Genomic DNA, 15,020 nt, shown 5'->3' with positions numbered 1-15,020 from the left:
GATCCGGGGGAGTTTCTCGGGATCCGGGGAGGAACGAGTCATGACTGACGACAGTGTGCTGGTGGTCGGCGGCGGGGTGGCCGGGCTGGCGCTGGCGCGCGCCCTGCGCCAGCGGGACGTGCCCTTCGAGCTGGTGGAGCGCGACCCGGCGGCCGGCGACGGCGGCCTGGCCATCAACCTGCCCGGAAACGCGGTGGCGGCGCTGCACGCGCTGGGCCTGCGCGCCGGCCTGGAGAAGATCGGCCGCCCGACGCGCCGCCGCGAATACCGGTCGGCGGCCGGGAAGGTGCTGTTCGCGGTCGACGAGGAAGAGTTCTGGGGTCCCGACGCGAGGCCCCGGTGCGTACGCCGGTCCGACCTGCACGCGCTGCTCGGCGAGGACATCCCCCGCACCCACGAGAAGGTGGGCCCGGTCGAGCTGGAGCCGTCGGGCGCCCGGGTCGGCGGCCGCCGGTACGGCTTCGTGGTCGGCGCCGACGGCGTGCACTCGAGCGTCCGTGAGCAGGTGTTCGGCCACGCCGGCATGCGCTCGGCCATGCTGAGCCGGGCCAGCTGGCGTTTCATGGCCCCGAACCCGGGCGTCGACTGCTTCACGGTCTGGTCGGGCGCCGAAGGCGCGTTCCTGATGATCCCGGTCGACGACTCCGAGGTGTACGTCTTCGCCTCGGCCACCCGGGGCGGCCCGGTCGACCCCGACCCGTCGTGGCTGCGGGAGACCTTCGGCGCCTACCCCGCACCGGTGCGCGAGGTGCTCGGCAACCTCGGCCGCCTCTACCACTCACCGATCGAGGAGGTGCGGATCGCCACCTGGCACCGGGACCGCTGCGTCCTGATAGGCGACGCCGCACACGCCACCGCCCCGGTCTGGGCCCAGGGCGGTGCGCTGGCCATGGAGGACGCGATCACCTTGGCCGACCTGCTGGCCGGCGGCGCGTGGGATTCGGTGGGTGCCCGCTACGAGGAGCGCCGCCGCGACCGGGTCACCCACGTCCAGGCCGCCACCGACCGTTTCTCCAAGGTCGCCGGCCTGCCGATCCGTCTCCGCAACGCCCTGCTGCCGCTGATGGGCCCGATCTCCTACAAGGCGGCGTACGGCCCGCTGCGCTGACGGCTGCGTCGATCAAGCGGGTACCGTAGGGACCGCTATGGGCGCGAACGCACTCCTGAACCGGGCGGAGATCTTCCCGGTGGGTCCGGCCGACCGGCTGCTGGAGATCGGCTGCGGCAGCGGCGCCACCGCGGCCAGGGTCGCCGACCACCTCACCACAGGCCACCTCCTCGCCATCGACCGTGCGGCCGGCGCGGTGCGGCTGGCCCGCGAGCGCAACGCCGCCCACATCCGCTCCGGCCACGTCGAGGTCCGCCAGCTGGCCATCGAAGAGGCCGACCTGCCAGACAGCTCGTTCGACACCGTTTTCGCCGTCAACGTGAGCCTCTTCTGGCTCGGCACCCCACCCGGCCTGCTGGACCAGATCGGCCGCCTCCTGGCCCCCGGCGGCACCTTCCACGTCTTCGCCGAGCGCCCGACCCGCATGGCGATAGAGGCGATAGCCGCCCGAGCAACCAGCGCCCTGAGACAAGCCCACTTCACCAACATCACCACCACCGTGACCGGCACCCGAGCGGCAGTGTCAGCCCAGCGCCCGCCCGGCCCATCAAACGCGCTCGGGCGATGATCAGGCTGACGCCGGTGCTGGAGCAGTGGTTCGCGACCGCCGTCGGCCCGGACGAGCCACACATCGACATCCCGCGCGATGACCTTCCGAAGCTGCTGGCTGACGTACAGCATGATCTCGCCGGTTTTCTGACCGCTCTGCGCCCCTGGGCGCTCGACATCCGGGCCGATCTGGCGGATCCGCTGGTCGCCGCCCTCGACCGGCGCCTTCAGGTCAGCGCGCCTCTCGGCATGTGAGGTCGCCTTGTGGAAGACAACTGGGACACCATCGCTGACTGGTATGCCGCTCACCTCGACCGCGGCTCACCGATGCATGACTTCGCCCGCGACGCTCTCCTCGCGGTCCTGCCCCGGGACATGTCGGGTGCCCGAGTTGTCGACCTCGGGTGCGGGGAAGGGCTCATGACGCGTGCCGTCGCCGCCCGCGGGGCGACCGTCGTCGGTATCGACCCGACGGAGCGCCTTGTCGAACACGCCAGATCGATCGAAGCCGCCGACCCCTGTGGCGCCACCTACGCGGTGGACGACGGCACCACCCTGGCCACCGTCAGTGACAGCTCCGCCGAGTGGGTCACCGCCGGGCTCTCCCTCAACAATGTGCCCGACCTCGAAGCCGCTCTCCGGTCCGTTCGGCGGGTCCTGGCACCGGGCGGCAGGCTGGCTTTCACCGTCCCGCACCCCTGTTTCGAGGCCCCGCACGCCGGTTGGGCCGACTCCGGCGACGGCACGAGCCGGCGGATCGTCGGGGACTACTTCGCTCAGGGCTTCTGGAGGTCGGCCAACCCGTCCGGCGTCCGGCGTGCCGGCAATCAGCACCGCACTCTGTCGCGCTACCTCATGGCCCTGATCGCCGAGCGTTTCGCCATCGAGGTCATCGCCGAACCACAGCCGGACCAGCGGCTCATCGACCATCAGCCCCATCGCGCGGGGCTTCCGCCCTTCCTCGTCGTACGAGGCCGCCGCTGCGGCGGCCCGGCTCGATGACTCACGGTGGTGGCGATGGCGGCGGAGCTGTCATCCCGATCACATGGATACCGAGTGCGGGGGACATGCGGAACGCGGTGTTTCGGCGGTAGGTGCCCTCCTCCGCCCTCCTATCGCTGTCTGACAGGCGGAGAGGACCGCCATCCGGACTCCGCCACCGAACAGCTCGACGCTCGTCGTGCTCACCGGACCGAAATCAGCGTCGAAGCGGTTCATCGATCCGCCTCCACTCTCAGTATCTCGGCTGGGAACGGGGAGGTCACCTGCGCACCGCCGAGTTTTGCCGGCGTCGTGATGACCGGCAGCTCCAGCGACGAATTCCCGGCCGTCGTGCACCAGCTCCCAGGGCAACTGTGGAGAGTCGTCATTCACGATGATCTGGACGCGGCCACCCCACCATCCGCGAGGAGTTTGCGGACTCTCGGAACTAGGAGGAGTTCGAACAGGCGCCTCGCCAACTGACTGGCTTCCATCGCCCGGTCTACACGGAAGCGGTGCCTAAGGCGCGTGGTTGACGGGGGAGCCGCACGTCCCGAGGAAATGCGGCTGTGCCCTCGCGCGGCCTGGCTGGTCGCGAGTGCTTGTGGGTGACGGCCGGGCATCATGACCACATGAACGAGGCGGTGCGAAAGATGCCGGCGGATCGGGCACCCACACTATTCCTGATGGTGGGCCTTCCCGGCTCGGGGAAGACCGTGCGGGCGCGGGAGCTCGCGGCCGAGCACGGCGCCCTGCGACTCACCCCCGACCACTGGGCGCTCACCCTCTTCGGTCAGGACGACCGTCACCAGGAGCGGCCGGACGGCAAGCGGTGGCTGCTGGAAGGCCTGCTCATCACGCTGGCCCTCGACACGCTGCGCCTGGGACTGAGCGTCGTTCTCGACTTCGGGCTCTGGTCGCGCGATGAGCGCTCCGCGCTGCGCTGGCTGGCCGGGTCGGTGGGTGCGGCCAGTGAGATCGTGTACCTGCCGGTGGAGCGTGACGTGCAGTGGAGCCGGATTCAGCATCGCTGGAAGCACACGCCGGAGCTGACGTTCCCCATGGCGGAGGCGGAGCTCGGCCCCTGGCGGGAGATGTTCGAGGTGCCCGGCGCCGACGAGTTCTCCGGGTCTTTTCCGGCCGTCCCGCCGTCGGGGGAGGGGAGCTGGCCGGAGTGGGTTCAGCGATTCTGGCCGTCGGTGAACGAGACCGGCTTGCCGCAGGCGCGGGCGTAGGCGATCTCCCTGGTCGTGGTCTCGCCGATGTATCCGCCCGGGTTGACGACCAGGACCCGGTCGGCCAGATCGATCTTGCGCAGGTGGAGGGCGGCCAGGGCAGCCTTCTGGTCGTCTTCCGGTGAAAAAGGGAAGGCGGCCGGCGCGACGACGATGACGCCGGCCAAGGTCAGTTCCCGGTTCGCCGAGTTCATTTCCTCGGCGAACCGGAGGGAGCCACAGATGCAGACGATCTCAGGTCGGTCAGGCACGGCTGAAGTATCGCGCCCGCCATCGTCGGATCAGAAGGCCGGGAGGACCGAGCCCTGGTACTTGTCGGTGATGAACTTCTTCACCTCGGGGCTGTGCAGCAGCTTCTCGAGCTTCTGCACGCGGGCGTCGTTCTCGTCGCCGGTGCGGACCACGACCAGGTTGGCGTACGGGTTGTCGTCGCCGGACTCCAGGGCCAGGGAGTCCGTGGCCGGCTTGAGGCCGGTCTCGATGGCGTAGTTGCCGTTGATGACCGAGATCGCCGTGTCCTCGAGGCTACGGGGCAGCTGGGCCGCCTCGAGGGCCTTGAACTTCAGGTTCTTCGGGTTGTCGGTGATGTCCTTCTCGGTGGCCTTGACGCCGACGCCGTCCTTCAGCTTGATCAGGTTGTTCTTGGCCAGCAGGCTCAGGGCGCGGCCCGAGTTCGACGGGTCGTTCGGGATGGCCACGATGCCGCCGGACGGCACCTCGGCCAGGCTCTTGACCGTCTTGGAGTAGACGCCGAGGGGCTCGATGTGCACCGGCTTGAGCGCGGTGAACTTGTAGCCCTTGGACGCGACCTCTTCCTCCAGGTACGGGATGTGCTGGAAGTAGTTGGCGTCGAGCTGCTTCTCCTTCAGGGCCACGTTCGGCTGGATGTAGTCGTTGAACTCGACGATGTCCAGCTTGAGGCCCTCCTTGGAGGCCAGGTTGTCCGCGACGTACTTCAGGATCTCCCCGTGCGGAACCGGGCTGACGCCGACCTTCAAGGTGTCCGAGGACGCCTCGGAAGAGTCAGAAGAACCGCAAGCGGCCAGCCCCAACAGGAGGGAAGCGGACGCTACGAGGGCGGTGATGGAGCGGCGCACAAGAGAACCTTTCTATTTGTGGGAGAGCCGGCGGACGATCAGATCGCCTGCCATCTGTACGAGTTGGACGAAGACGACGAGCGCGGCGACGGTCGCGACCATGACCTCGGTCTCGAAGCGCTGGTAGCCGTAGCGGATGGCCAGGTCACCGAGACCACCGCCGCCGACCACGCCGGCCATGGCCGAGTAGCCGACCAGCGCGATGACCGTGATGGTCAGCCCGGCGACCAGGCCGGGCCGGGCCTCGCGGAGCAGCACCTTGCCGACGATCTGGGTGCGGGTGGCGCCCATCGCGGTGGCCGCGGCGATGACGTCGCTGGGCACCTCGCGCAGCGCGGCCTCGACGATGCGGGCGAAGAACGGGATGGCGCCGATGGTCAGCGGCACGATGGCCGCGTCGGTGCCGATCGTCGTGCCGACCACGGCCCGGGTGAACGGGATGACCGCGACGAGCAGGATGATGAACGGCAGCGACCGGGTGATGTTCACGATCAGGCCGAGCACCGAGTAGAGCGGCGGCGCCGACAGCAGTCCGCCGGGCGCGGTGAGCACGAGCAGGACGCCGAGCAGCAGCCCGCCGATCGCGGTCAGCACTGTCGACACGAAGACCATCCAGGCGGTCTCCTGCAGGCCCACCCAGAGCAGGTCGAAGACCTCGGACCAGGTCATGCCACTACCTCCACCTGGGCGCCGTGCGACCGCAGGAACTCGATCTGCGGGGCGGCGTCACCGGTGAGGGCCAGCCGCCAGCGTCCGGCGCGGGTGGCGGCCAGCGTCTCGACGGAGCCTTCGAGGATCCGGAAGTCGAAGCGCCGGGCCAGGCCGGTGAGGGGCGCGTCGGCGTCCTCTCCGCTGGCGGTGACGTCGATGAGGGTCGCGCCCGGCTCCGATGAGCGTGCGGCGAGGGGGAACAGGCCGTGTGCGAGTTCGGAACCCTGGTGGTGCAACAGGTCGGCGACCGGGCCGGACTCGACGAACTTGCCATCGCGCATCACGGCCGCCGAGTGGCAGATCTTCTTCACGACGCCCATCTCGTGGGTGATCAGCAGGATCGTGAGGCCGAGCCGCTGGTTGAGGTCGAGCAGCAGCCGCAGGATGGAGTCGGTCGTCTCCGGGTCGAGCGCCGACGTGGCTTCGTCCGACAGCAGGACCTTGGGCCGCGCGGCCAGCGCCCGGGCGATGCCCACGCGCTGCTTCTGACCTCCGGACAATTGCGAGGGGTACGCGTCCTCGCGCCCACTGAGACCCACCAGGTCGATCAGCTCGGACACGCGGGCCTTGCGGGCGGCCCGGGGCTCGCCGGTGACCTCGAGCGCGAACGCGATGTTGCCGGCCACGGTCCGCGACGACAACAGCGCGAAGTGCTGGTGGATCATCCCGATGCCGTGCCGGGCGAGCCGCAGCCTTTTCCGGTTCAGCGAGGTCAGGTCGACCCCGCCGACCGTGATCCGCCCCTCGTCGGGCCGTTCCAGCATGTTCACGCAGCGCAGCAACGTACTCTTGCCGGCGCCGCTCTGCCCGAGCACGCCGAAGACGTCACCCTCACCCACGGTGAGGTCGACGCCGTCGACGGCGCGCACCTCACGGCCGCGGCTCCGGTAGGTCTTCCGGAGTCCCGTTATCTCGATCAAGAAGAAGCACCCTTAAAACCTAGATATCCCATAGGCTGATGGGACATCGACAGACCATAGCGACCTTGCTCGCGCGAGGAAAGTCGGTGTAACGACTGTCACGAGCCTGATACCTGACCGTCACCTACGCACAGCGACGACATAGGGACCGCACAGACGCCGCGCCTACCTTCGGGTCATGGCACTCCTGGTTCTGGCGCTGGTGTTCGGAGTCGGTGCGGCTCTCCTCTTCTCCGGCCGGCGCACCACAAGCGGACAACGGCACAACGCCCTCAGTGACGCCCGGGCCGAGGCTCAGCGCTGGTACGAGCGCCTCGGCGGCCAACTGGTCAACCTGAGCAGTGACGATCCGGCGGCCCGGCAGGCCCTGGTCGACGCGGCCGAACGCCACCAGGCGGCCGGCGGCCAGCTCGCCCGGGCCGAGACGCCCCTGCAGTTCGACATGGCGCGCGAGACGGCCCTGGAGGGTCTGGCCTACGTACGGGCGGCCCGCCTCGCCATGGGCCTCGACCCCGGTCCCGAGCTGCCCGCGGCCGGCCGGAACACCGGCACGCTCAGCGACGACCGCCAGGTGATCGTGCAGGGCCAGACCTACTGGGCCGGGCCCCGGGCGAGCTCGCAGACGCCGTACTACTACCCCGGCGGCTACGTCGGCGGCCGTCCGGTTCCCGCGGGCTGGTACTCGACGCCGTGGTGGAAGACCGCGCTCGCGGCCGGCGCCGGCGCCCTCGGCGGCATGATGATCTTCGACGCGCTGTTCGACCACCACGGCCCGCACGGCCCGGGCGGGTTCGGCGACTTCTTCTAAGGATCTTGATCGGTTCCAAAGTTCGTTTATCGGCTTCGGGGCCGGGTACCCGGGTGGCGACGCAATCCGCCACGTTCCGGAGGATCTACGCAAAATGGCAGCCAGCAAGCCGATTAAGAAGATCAAGGAAAAGGTGGCCGAGGCGCTGACCCCATCGGTGCCCGGCGCGCCCTCGAGCGCTCCGCCGACCGTCGCGGAACCCACCACACCCGTCGAGCCCCTGCCGCCGAAGAAAGAGCACGGTGCGCCGGACACCCGTACACCCACCGGAGCTGAAACCGGCGCACCCGCCGAGACCAAAGGCCAGCAGGGCGCCTATCTGACGACGTCGCAGGGCGCACGTCTGCGCGACACCGACCACTCGCTGAAGGCCGGCCCGCGCGGCCCGATCCTCATGCAGGACCACCACTTCCGCGAGAAGATCACGCACTTCGACCACGAGCGGATCCCCGAGCGCGTCGTGCACGCTCGCGGCGCCGGGGCGCACGGCGTGTTCGTCGGCTACGGCACCGCCGAGGGCGTCACCCGCGCCGGCTTCCTCAAGAAGGGCAAGGAGACCGACGTCTTCGTGCGCTTCTCGACCGTGCTCGGCTCGCGCGGCTCGGCCGACACCGTCCGCGACACCCGCGGCTTCGCCACGAAGTTCTACACCGACGAGGGCACGTTCGACCTGGTCGGCAACAACATGCCGGTGTTCTTCATCCAGGACGCGATCAAGTTCCCGGACATCATCCACGCCGGCAAGCCGCACCCGGACCGCGAGATCCCGCAGGCTCAGAGCGCGCACGACACGTTCTGGGACTTCGTCTCGCTGCACACCGAGGCCCAGCATCACGCCATGTGGAACATGTCCGACCGGGGCATCCCGCGCTCGTACCGGACCATGGAGGGCTTCGGCGTCCACACGTTCCGCCTGATCAACGACGCCGGCGAGACCGTCCTGGCCAAGTTCCACTGGAAGCCCAAGCTCGGCGTGCACTCCCTGACCTGGGAGGAGGCGCAGATCACGTCGGGCGTCGACCCGGACTTCCACCGGCGCGACCTCTACGACGCCATCGAGTCCGGCGCGTTCCCCGAGTGGGAGCTCGGCATCCAGGTCTTCCCGGACACGCCCGAGGAGACGTTCGCCGGCATCGATCTGCTCGACCCCACCAAGATCGTGCCGGAGGAGCTGGCGCCGGTCCAGCGGGTCGGCAAGCTGGTGCTCAACCGCACCCCGCGCAACTTCTTCGCCGAGACCGAGCAGGTGGCCTTCCACCTCGGCAACCTGCCCCCGGGCATCGACGTGACAAACGATCCACTGCTTCAGGGGCGGCTTTTCTCGTACGTCGACACGCAGCTCACCCGGCTCGGCGGCCCCAACTTCTCGCAGATCCCGATCAACCGGCCGCACGCCCCCGTCAACGACATGCTCCGCGACGGCTTCCACCAGCACGCGGTCCACGCCGGGGTGGCGCCGTACCGCCCGAACTCGCTCGACGGCGGCAACCCGTTCACCGCGGGTGACAAAGAGCAGGCTTTCCTCGATTTCCCCGTACGCGTCGCCGAAGCACCCAAGATCAGGGAGAACCCGGCCTCGTTCGACGACCACTACAGCCAGGTCCGCCTGTTCTGGCTGAGCATGTCGCCGGTCGAGAAGGAGCACATCATCCGGGCCTACACCTTCGAGCTCGGCAAGTGCTACGAGCAGGCGATCAAGGAGCGCCAGCTCCAGTCGCTGGCCAACATCGACCCGGTGCTCTGCGCCGAGGTCGCCACCGGCCTGGGCCTGCCCGCCCCGAAGCCCACCATCGAGCTGGCCGACCCGGCCCCGAGCCCCGCCCTGTCCCAGGTCGGCGCCGAGTGGCCGCCGGACGGCCGCATCGTCGGCATCGTGGTCGGCCCCGACGGCACCGAGGTGCCCGGCCTGGCCGAGGTCCGCGAGACGATCCAGGCGGCCGGCATGGTCCCGCTGGTCATCGCCCCGCACGGCGGCAAGGTCGGCGGCCTGCCGGTGCAGCGCACGTTCGCCACGGCCCGCTCGATCGAGTTCGACGCGATCCTGGTCGGCGCCGCCCCCGTCCCGGCCCCGGACGCGATCCCGGCCCGGGACGACAAGGCGGGCGCCGCGGCCACCTCGGTCGACCCGCGGGTGGTCCTGCTCCTCGACGAGGCTTGGCGCCACGCCAAGGCCATCGGCGCCTGGGGCGAGGGCGTCGAGGCCCTGGCCTCGGCCGGCATCACCAGCACTCCGGGCGTGGTCACCGCCGACTCCGGCGCCGCCGCCCTGACCCAGGTCCAGCAGTTGATGGCCGCCCACCGGGTCTGGGAGCGTTTCCCCGCCACAGTCGCCTGACGATCCCGAACAGAGAAGGCGCCGCCGGCCACGTGGCCGGCGGCGCCTTCGTCGTCGCGGCTTGTGCCCGTTCCCCAGACGCGGGCCGGGATGCTGAGGAGATAGGCGCCGAAGCCCAGCAGCACGGCGACGGGGGCGAGCGGGTAGACGACGTGTGTCGTGCCGACCCCTGACTCGTCGACGTGGCCGTGGAGCATCGCACAAAGAACGGCGACGTACACGGCGGCCAAGGCGCGCTGCCCGATACCCGGCCGGCGGCTCATCGGGTGACCGCGGCGATGTAGAGCAGCAGGCCGGCGATCGCCGAGCCGGCGATCGCGCGCCGGACGGTGATCTCCCAGCGTTCCCGCCATGAGCGCGGGTCGGGCGCGACCGAGGCCGCTCGTGGCGGGCGGAGCGCGGCCAGGACCAGCATCGCGATAGTGGGCAGAAACAGGCACCCGCCGAAGAAGAAGACCAGGAACTGGGCGAGGACGCTCAGGACAACCGCGATCCGGCAGTCCGCCCGAAACGACGTGTGCCGGCGGAAGGGCTGGGGGAGCAGCGTCAGCACCAGGAAGGTGCCGGCGACGGACCCGAAGAAGGCGGTCTCCGAGGTATCAGCGCGGAGGAGCACAAGCCCGGCCGCCAAGCTGTAGCCCGACGCCGCTGCCGCACACCAGCGGGCCGAGGGCGCCGCTCGCATTACTTGAACACGTTCAACCACGAGTCGATCATAGGCCCGGCGGAGGAACCAGCACAGGTGGGGCGGGGGAGACGGCGCGGGCGCGGGGGCGGCGCGGACTGGCAGCGAGGCGGCGCGCGGGGCGGCGCGGCGCGGGGCGGCGCGGGGCGGCGCGGAGTGGGGCGGCGCGGAGTGGGGCGGCGCGGAGTGGGGCGGCGCGGAGTGGGGCGGCGGTGGGGCGGTGGGGTCAGGACGGGATGGGGGCTGGGTCTTCGGTGTAGCGGTGGCTCAGGCGGCGGTAGGGGCGGCTTCGCAGGGCGATCGTCGTGGCGGCGATGCCGATGATGCCGGTCAGGGCGAAGACCAAGGCCAAGCCGCGGTTGGCGCCTGTGCCGAACCAGTCGCCTATCAGGCGTGCGCCGGCGCCGTCGGTCATGAAAGGGATGAAGACGAACTGGGCTATGGGGGAGATCAGGAAGGCAGTCAGTGGGGAAGCGGCCTGCTCGACACTCTGGGCGAAGCCGAAGACCCGGCCCTGGCGCTCGAACGGGACCACCTTCTGCAGGATCGTCTGCTCGGCCGCCTCGGCGTACGGGACGGCGAGCATGTAGATGTAGAGGCCCGCGGTCAGCCAGACGATCGAGTCGCGGAGTGGGAAGACCAGGGTCACGGTCCAGAGGATCATGTTGACCATCAGGAGGAGCCAGACCGGGTTCTTGCCCAGGCCGGTGCGCGCTATCAGCAGGCCGCCGACGATGAAGCCTGTGCTCAGGGCACCCCACAGCAAACCCCAGGTCTGGACCGAGACCAAGGAGAGGCCGTACGCGTCCAGCAGCGCCATGAAGATGCCGCCGAGCAGATTGTTGAAGGCCGAGAAGGCGATCAGTGCGGGCAGGCCGGGCACCCCTCCGATCACCCGGATCGTGCCGCGCAGGTCGACCGAGCGCTTCTCCGTGGCTGCGGCAGCGAAAAACGGCATCCGGACGAACGTCAGGGCCAGCACCGCGACGCCGAGCACCCCGAGGGCGACCACCAGGACCCACAACATGCCGCCCAGGGCGACCAACAAGCCACTGATCACCGAGGTGACCAGGAACGAGACGCCGGAGGCGGTGCCGACCAAGCCGTTCGCGCGGTCCCGCTTGTCCTCCTCGATCAGGACCGTCACCATCGTGGGCAGGGCGATCGTGCGCACGTTGCCGGCGATCACGCCGAACATGAGCAGCACCACCAGGAGCCACAGCCGAACGCTCGTGGGATCGCGCCACTCGTCGCGGGGCGTCGTCTGGTAGAGGAGCAGCGCCACCCCGTACAGCAGGAATGAAGCCAGCGCCGACGCCTGCATGACTGTCTTCTTGCGGTAGTGGTCGACCAGGCTGCCGAACCAGATGCCGGTCAGCGCCGTCATCACCAGGAAGATGCCGGAGATGACGCCGGTGGCGAAGACCGATCGGGTCTCGATGTACACGTAGAACGTGATCGCGAACCACACGGTGAAGTTGATGACCGAGACCAGCAGTGTGTTGACCAGCAGTTGGTAGAAGACCCGCCCCATCGGGACACCGTAGGGCCTCAACCCCGGTTGAAGTCTATGAATTTGTCCAGTAGAGCGCTCGGGCGAACTGCGCGTACAAACCCTTCGGGTGGGCGCGGAACAGAGTCTCGGTGCCGAACAGGACGGCCCGGCTGCCGCGGGCCGTGGTGCCGGAGACCACCGAGGCCTGGCCCGCCGCCTGCGACGGGCCGCCCACGCCGGGGGCCGTGGGCAGCCAGTGGCCGGCGACGAGCGGCTCGTCGGCGTAGCGCTGCTCGACGGTGAATCCGGTGCCGGTGAACCACAGCGGCGAGTAGACGAACGAGTGCGGCGGCGAGTCCTCGCCGACGACCCGGCCGGTGTTGCGGACGGCGACGACTCCGTTGGCGTCGCCGCGGCCCGCGACCGCGGTCGCCGGGAGCAGGCCGGCGGCCGCGTTGAAGGTGGCGCCGGTGACGCCACGGGTGACGACGCCGCCGCGGCTGAGCAGGTCGTCGACCTGAGCCTTGGCGGCCTCGCCGAGCTGCGCGTAGTTCAGGCCGGAGGACACGATCAGGCCGGTCACCCCGGCCAGGCTCGCGCCCGCGTTCAGACTGGCGGTGGAGACGGTCCGTACGTCGAAGCCCATCTCCCGCAACGCGAACAGCTCGTCGGCGGCCACGGCGGCGGCCAGCACCGGACGCGAGATCGGGGTGCCCGCAGCGCCGCGAGGGGCGGCGTCGAGGCGTACACCGAAGCGGTCCGCGATCCACGCCGCCGAGGCCGGAAGCACGACGGTGGCCGCGCCGTACAACCGCAATTTGATTCCCTGGTCGAGAAGGGCGTTGACAGCGCGGATGTCGGCCGGGTCCCGCAGCGTGAGAGCCAGCTCCCGGCTCTTGGGAATACTGCCGCGGAACACAACACTCGATACGGGCGATGTCGCCACGCGTGGTGCGGCGGTGCGGCTGATGTCGACCGAAGCGCCCCAGAGCAGGCGGTGACTCCAGCCGGAGATGTCGTACATCTGCGGCACCAGGTCGGAGATGTCGCGGCCGGCCTCGAGCAGCACGTTGGCCAGGCCACGCTTGGGCTGGTGCATGTCGACGACGTAGGAGCCGGCCGGGTAGCGGCGGCCGTTCAAGGTGAAGGCGGTGCGGGCCTTGGTGACCCGGACGTCGTTGGCGATCAGGTGATTGACGAGGCGGGCCGCGGCCGGCGCGGAACGCTGGCGAGCGCCGGCCGGGACGACGTACGCCCGGGGGAAGTCGGTCGAGTAGCGGTCCTCGGGTCCGTAGCCGGGCACGTAGCCGTCCGGGACCTGGCGCTGCGGCTCGCCGGCCCAGCCGCGGCGGAACTGCTCGATCTGGCCGGCCAGCAGCGAGGCGCGGTTCGTGTCGGCGTACGTCAAGGCCGCCTCGATCGTCGCGGCCGCGACATCGGTGTTGACGCCCGAGCGGCGGCGCAGCTCCTCGACCGGAAGCGTGGTGTAGAGGCCCCGGTTGACCTGCAACGGGATCTCGACGGTGTGGCCGATCGCGCCGTGGTACATGGCGTACATCGGGGTGAAGATGGGCGGCCAGTCGTCCCAGTCACCGGAAGCGTAGTCCCGGAACGGGATGTCGGCCCGGGTGGTCTCCGGATGTCCGAGGCGCTGGATCGCGGCCTCCATGCCGAGCGCGTTCGGCAGGGCGTGCTTGATGTAGAGGTCGTACTCGTAGTTCTGCCCGTGCGGCGGCGTGGCCGGCTCGATCAGCGTGGTGCCGGTGTAGCCGTGCTCGTCGAGCATCACGAACGGCTGGGTGGCGATGACGACGTCGCGGACCGCGCGCGACTCCGGCTGCGAGCTCGTGGCGTGGTCGCGGTTGATGTCGAAGCCGGCCCCGTTGACCCGGGTGCCGGCGATCCGCCCGTCCGGGTTGTTGGTGACCGTGACGTAGACCCGGCTGCGGGCCAGGAAGGCGGCGGTGGCGGCGTCGGTCGCGGTGGCGAGCCGCTCGATGACCCGCAGCGCCCCGTCGGTGCCCTCCCACTCGTCGCCGTGGATGTTCGCGTTGATCCAGACCGGCGTCTTGTACCCGCGGGCCAGCGACCGGTCCCGCCTCGCGGCCACCGGGTCGTTCTCGATGAGCTCGCGCCAGCGCTCCTGCCGGGCCGCCTCGGCCGCGCTCTCGGGCGCCGTGACGGTCACCAGATAGAGATCCCGGTCCAGCGCCGAACGCCCGACGACCTCGGCCGACACCCGGTTCGAGGCCTGCTGCAAGGCGTTCAGTTCAGGGGCGATTTGGTGGTACGGGATGAGGCCGAGCTTGATCGAGCGGTCCTCCGGGTTCGGCGGGTAGACCCGCAACTCGTGCTGCCGCGGATAGCCCTGCCGGCCGGGTTTCCAGGCCGCCTCCGGGGCCACGGCCGCCAGGATCCGCGCCGCCGCGCTGTCGGTCGCCGCGACCTCGTTGCGCTCGGGCCCGTTGCCGAATTCCCGGGTCGAGGCCCGGTCGTCGGCGTGCGCGGGCACGGGAAAGGCGGTGATGAGCAGAGCCGCGCCGAAGCCCGCGGCGAGCCGTGAGAGGTCCACAATGCACTATTACCTATTGACGTACGTGATTGGTAATACCGTGTGTGCCATTCACCCGGCGCGATGGGGCCGGGACGCCCCGGCCGACTACGGCGCCGGGGAGCGAACGTCTCGGCCGGTTCGCGCGCGGTGGGCCGCCAGAATGTCGGTCAGCACGGGCGCCGGATCTTCCGCGCCGGGGGTGCCGGCCTCCATATGGGCGCGGTTGACGGCGTTGACCAGCCGGTCGGCCTGGGCGTGATCATGCAGGGCCGCCTGCGCGATCGCGCGGATCAGCGCTGCCTGGGCCGCGTCGGGGCCGGCCGAGGGGGAGATGCCCAACAGGGTCCGCTGGGCCTCGGCGGGGCGGTCATGCAGCAGGTCGAGGATGGCGTCGGCGGTCCGGCGGGAGACTGTGTCGGGCCGGCGGCGGGCCAGGGCGGCGGCGACGGCCTGGAGCCGGATGTAGTCGGCGGCGGCCGCCGGCCCGATGGTCACGCTGTCGCAGGACCGAGACCAGCACGGTTCCCATCGGCCACAGCCAG

15 protein-coding genes are annotated in these 15,020 nt (G+C 70.2%); 7 read left to right on the top strand and 8 right to left on the bottom strand.

What is annotated here, in order from left to right; genetic code table 11:
- Positions 1-40 precede the first annotated feature (40 nt).
- The 5 genes from CRP55_RS47135 (at position 41) to CRP55_RS47115 (ending at position 3,873) form a co-directional block, all read left to right on the top strand.
- On the top strand, positions 41-1,108 hold the full coding sequence (locus CRP55_RS47135; protein ID WP_097328626.1) for an FAD-dependent monooxygenase: 1,068 nt from the start codon (positions 41-43) through the stop codon (positions 1,106-1,108).
- Between the two features lie 37 nt (positions 1,109-1,145).
- On the top strand, positions 1,146-1,676 hold the full coding sequence (locus CRP55_RS47130; protein ID WP_097328625.1) for a class I SAM-dependent methyltransferase: 531 nt from the start codon (positions 1,146-1,148) through the stop codon (positions 1,674-1,676).
- Positions 1,673-1,912 carry a hypothetical protein gene (locus tag CRP55_RS47125; protein WP_097328624.1) on the top strand — a complete coding sequence of 80 codons (240 nt, stop codon included), beginning with the start codon at positions 1,673-1,675 and terminating at the stop codon, positions 1,910-1,912. Before CRP55_RS47130 ends, CRP55_RS47125 begins: the two co-directional genes overlap by 4 nt.
- A gap of 72 nt (positions 1,913-1,984) precedes the next feature.
- Positions 1,985-2,659: a class I SAM-dependent methyltransferase gene (locus tag CRP55_RS47120; RefSeq protein WP_281260865.1), complete on the top strand. Its 675-nt coding sequence runs from the start codon at positions 1,985-1,987 to the stop codon at positions 2,657-2,659.
- Between the two features lie 611 nt (positions 2,660-3,270).
- The gene (locus tag CRP55_RS47115) at positions 3,271-3,873 is read left to right on the top strand and encodes a P-loop nucleotide/nucleoside kinase family protein (protein ID WP_281260864.1); all 603 of its coding nucleotides are present in this window, start codon (positions 3,271-3,273) and stop codon (positions 3,871-3,873) included.
- On the opposite strand, the gene CRP55_RS47110 is transcribed toward CRP55_RS47115, so the two are convergent.
- From CRP55_RS47110 to CRP55_RS47095, 4 genes are read right to left on the bottom strand one after another with little or no spacing between them, the layout of a single operon-like run.
- Positions 3,819-4,124 carry a hypothetical protein gene (locus tag CRP55_RS47110; protein ID WP_097328622.1) on the bottom strand — a complete coding sequence of 102 codons (306 nt, stop codon included), beginning with the start codon at positions 4,122-4,124 and terminating at the stop codon, positions 3,819-3,821. The genes CRP55_RS47115 and CRP55_RS47110 overlap by 55 nt on opposite strands.
- A 30-nt stretch (positions 4,125-4,154) precedes the next feature.
- Positions 4,155-4,970, bottom strand: a complete 816-nt coding sequence (locus CRP55_RS47105; RefSeq protein WP_097328621.1) for a MetQ/NlpA family ABC transporter substrate-binding protein — start codon at positions 4,968-4,970, stop codon at positions 4,155-4,157.
- Between the two features lie 12 nt (positions 4,971-4,982).
- Positions 4,983-5,639 (bottom strand): methionine ABC transporter permease, encoded by a 657-nt coding sequence (locus tag CRP55_RS47100; protein WP_097328620.1) that lies wholly within the window; start codon positions 5,637-5,639, stop codon positions 4,983-4,985.
- The gene (locus CRP55_RS47095) at positions 5,636-6,601 is read right to left on the bottom strand and encodes a methionine ABC transporter ATP-binding protein (RefSeq protein WP_097328619.1); all 966 of its coding nucleotides are present in this window, start codon (positions 6,599-6,601) and stop codon (positions 5,636-5,638) included. Before CRP55_RS47095 ends, CRP55_RS47100 begins: the two co-directional genes overlap by 4 nt.
- A gap of 178 nt (positions 6,602-6,779) precedes the next feature.
- Here CRP55_RS47095 and CRP55_RS47090 point away from each other — a divergent pair, with 178 nt between their 5' ends.
- Together CRP55_RS47090 and CRP55_RS47085 are read left to right on the top strand one after the other, a co-directional pair.
- Positions 6,780-7,409: a hypothetical protein gene (locus CRP55_RS47090; RefSeq protein ID WP_179855661.1), complete on the top strand. Its 630-nt coding sequence runs from the start codon at positions 6,780-6,782 to the stop codon at positions 7,407-7,409.
- A gap of 94 nt (positions 7,410-7,503) precedes the next feature.
- The gene (locus CRP55_RS47085; protein WP_097328618.1) at positions 7,504-9,744 is read left to right on the top strand and encodes a catalase; all 2,241 of its coding nucleotides are present in this window, start codon (positions 7,504-7,506) and stop codon (positions 9,742-9,744) included.
- A 259-nt stretch (positions 9,745-10,003) separates the two neighbouring features.
- Here the strand turns inward: CRP55_RS47085 and CRP55_RS47080 are convergent, their stop codons facing one another.
- The 4 genes from CRP55_RS47080 to CRP55_RS47060 all read right to left on the bottom strand — a co-directional run bounded on the left by CRP55_RS47080 (position 10,004) and on the right by CRP55_RS47060 (position 14,973).
- On the bottom strand, positions 10,004-10,450 hold the full coding sequence (locus tag CRP55_RS47080) for a hypothetical protein (RefSeq protein WP_143235430.1): 447 nt from the start codon (positions 10,448-10,450) through the stop codon (positions 10,004-10,006).
- A gap of 205 nt (positions 10,451-10,655) precedes the next feature.
- On the bottom strand, positions 10,656-11,963 hold the full coding sequence (locus CRP55_RS47070) for an MFS transporter (RefSeq protein ID WP_097328616.1): 1,308 nt from the start codon (positions 11,961-11,963) through the stop codon (positions 10,656-10,658).
- Positions 11,964-11,997: 34 nt separating this feature from the next.
- Positions 11,998-14,496: a M14 family zinc carboxypeptidase gene (locus CRP55_RS47065; protein WP_097328615.1), complete on the bottom strand. Its 2,499-nt coding sequence runs from the start codon at positions 14,494-14,496 to the stop codon at positions 11,998-12,000.
- 87 nt (positions 14,497-14,583) lie between these two features.
- A complete protein-coding gene (locus tag CRP55_RS47060) occupies positions 14,584-14,973 on the bottom strand; it encodes a hypothetical protein (protein WP_097328614.1) in 390 nt (129 codons plus the stop codon).
- Between the last annotated feature and the right edge of the window lie 47 nt (positions 14,974-15,020).

Origin of the sequence: Paractinoplanes atraurantiacus (genome assembly GCF_900215205.1) — a bacterium.
GTDB classification, from domain to species: domain Bacteria; phylum Actinomycetota; class Actinomycetes; order Mycobacteriales; family Micromonosporaceae; genus Actinoplanes; species Actinoplanes atraurantiacus.
Note: the sequence above shows the minus strand (reverse complement) of the source record. Positions and strands in the feature narration are given on the sequence as shown.

Coding starts and splice junctions, on each gene's coding strand:
- CRP55_RS47135 (WP_097328626.1), top strand. CDS start 41: ATGACTGACGACAGTGTGCTGGTGGTCGGCGGCGGGGTGGCCGGGCTG.
- CRP55_RS47130 (WP_097328625.1), top strand. CDS start 1,146: ATGGGCGCGAACGCACTCCTGAACCGGGCGGAGATCTTCCCGGTGGGT.
- CRP55_RS47125 (WP_097328624.1), top strand. CDS start 1,673: ATGATCAGGCTGACGCCGGTGCTGGAGCAGTGGTTCGCGACCGCCGTC.
- CRP55_RS47120 (WP_281260865.1), top strand. CDS start 1,985: ATGCATGACTTCGCCCGCGACGCTCTCCTCGCGGTCCTGCCCCGGGAC.
- CRP55_RS47115 (WP_281260864.1), top strand. CDS start 3,271: ATGAACGAGGCGGTGCGAAAGATGCCGGCGGATCGGGCACCCACACTA.
- CRP55_RS47100 (WP_097328620.1), bottom strand. CDS start 5,639: ATGACCTGGTCCGAGGTCTTCGACCTGCTCTGGGTGGGCCTGCAGGAG.
- CRP55_RS47090 (WP_179855661.1), top strand. CDS start 6,780: ATGGCACTCCTGGTTCTGGCGCTGGTGTTCGGAGTCGGTGCGGCTCTC.
- CRP55_RS47085 (WP_097328618.1), top strand. CDS start 7,504: ATGGCAGCCAGCAAGCCGATTAAGAAGATCAAGGAAAAGGTGGCCGAG.
- CRP55_RS47070 (WP_097328616.1), bottom strand. CDS start 11,963: ATGGGGCGGGTCTTCTACCAACTGCTGGTCAACACACTGCTGGTCTCG.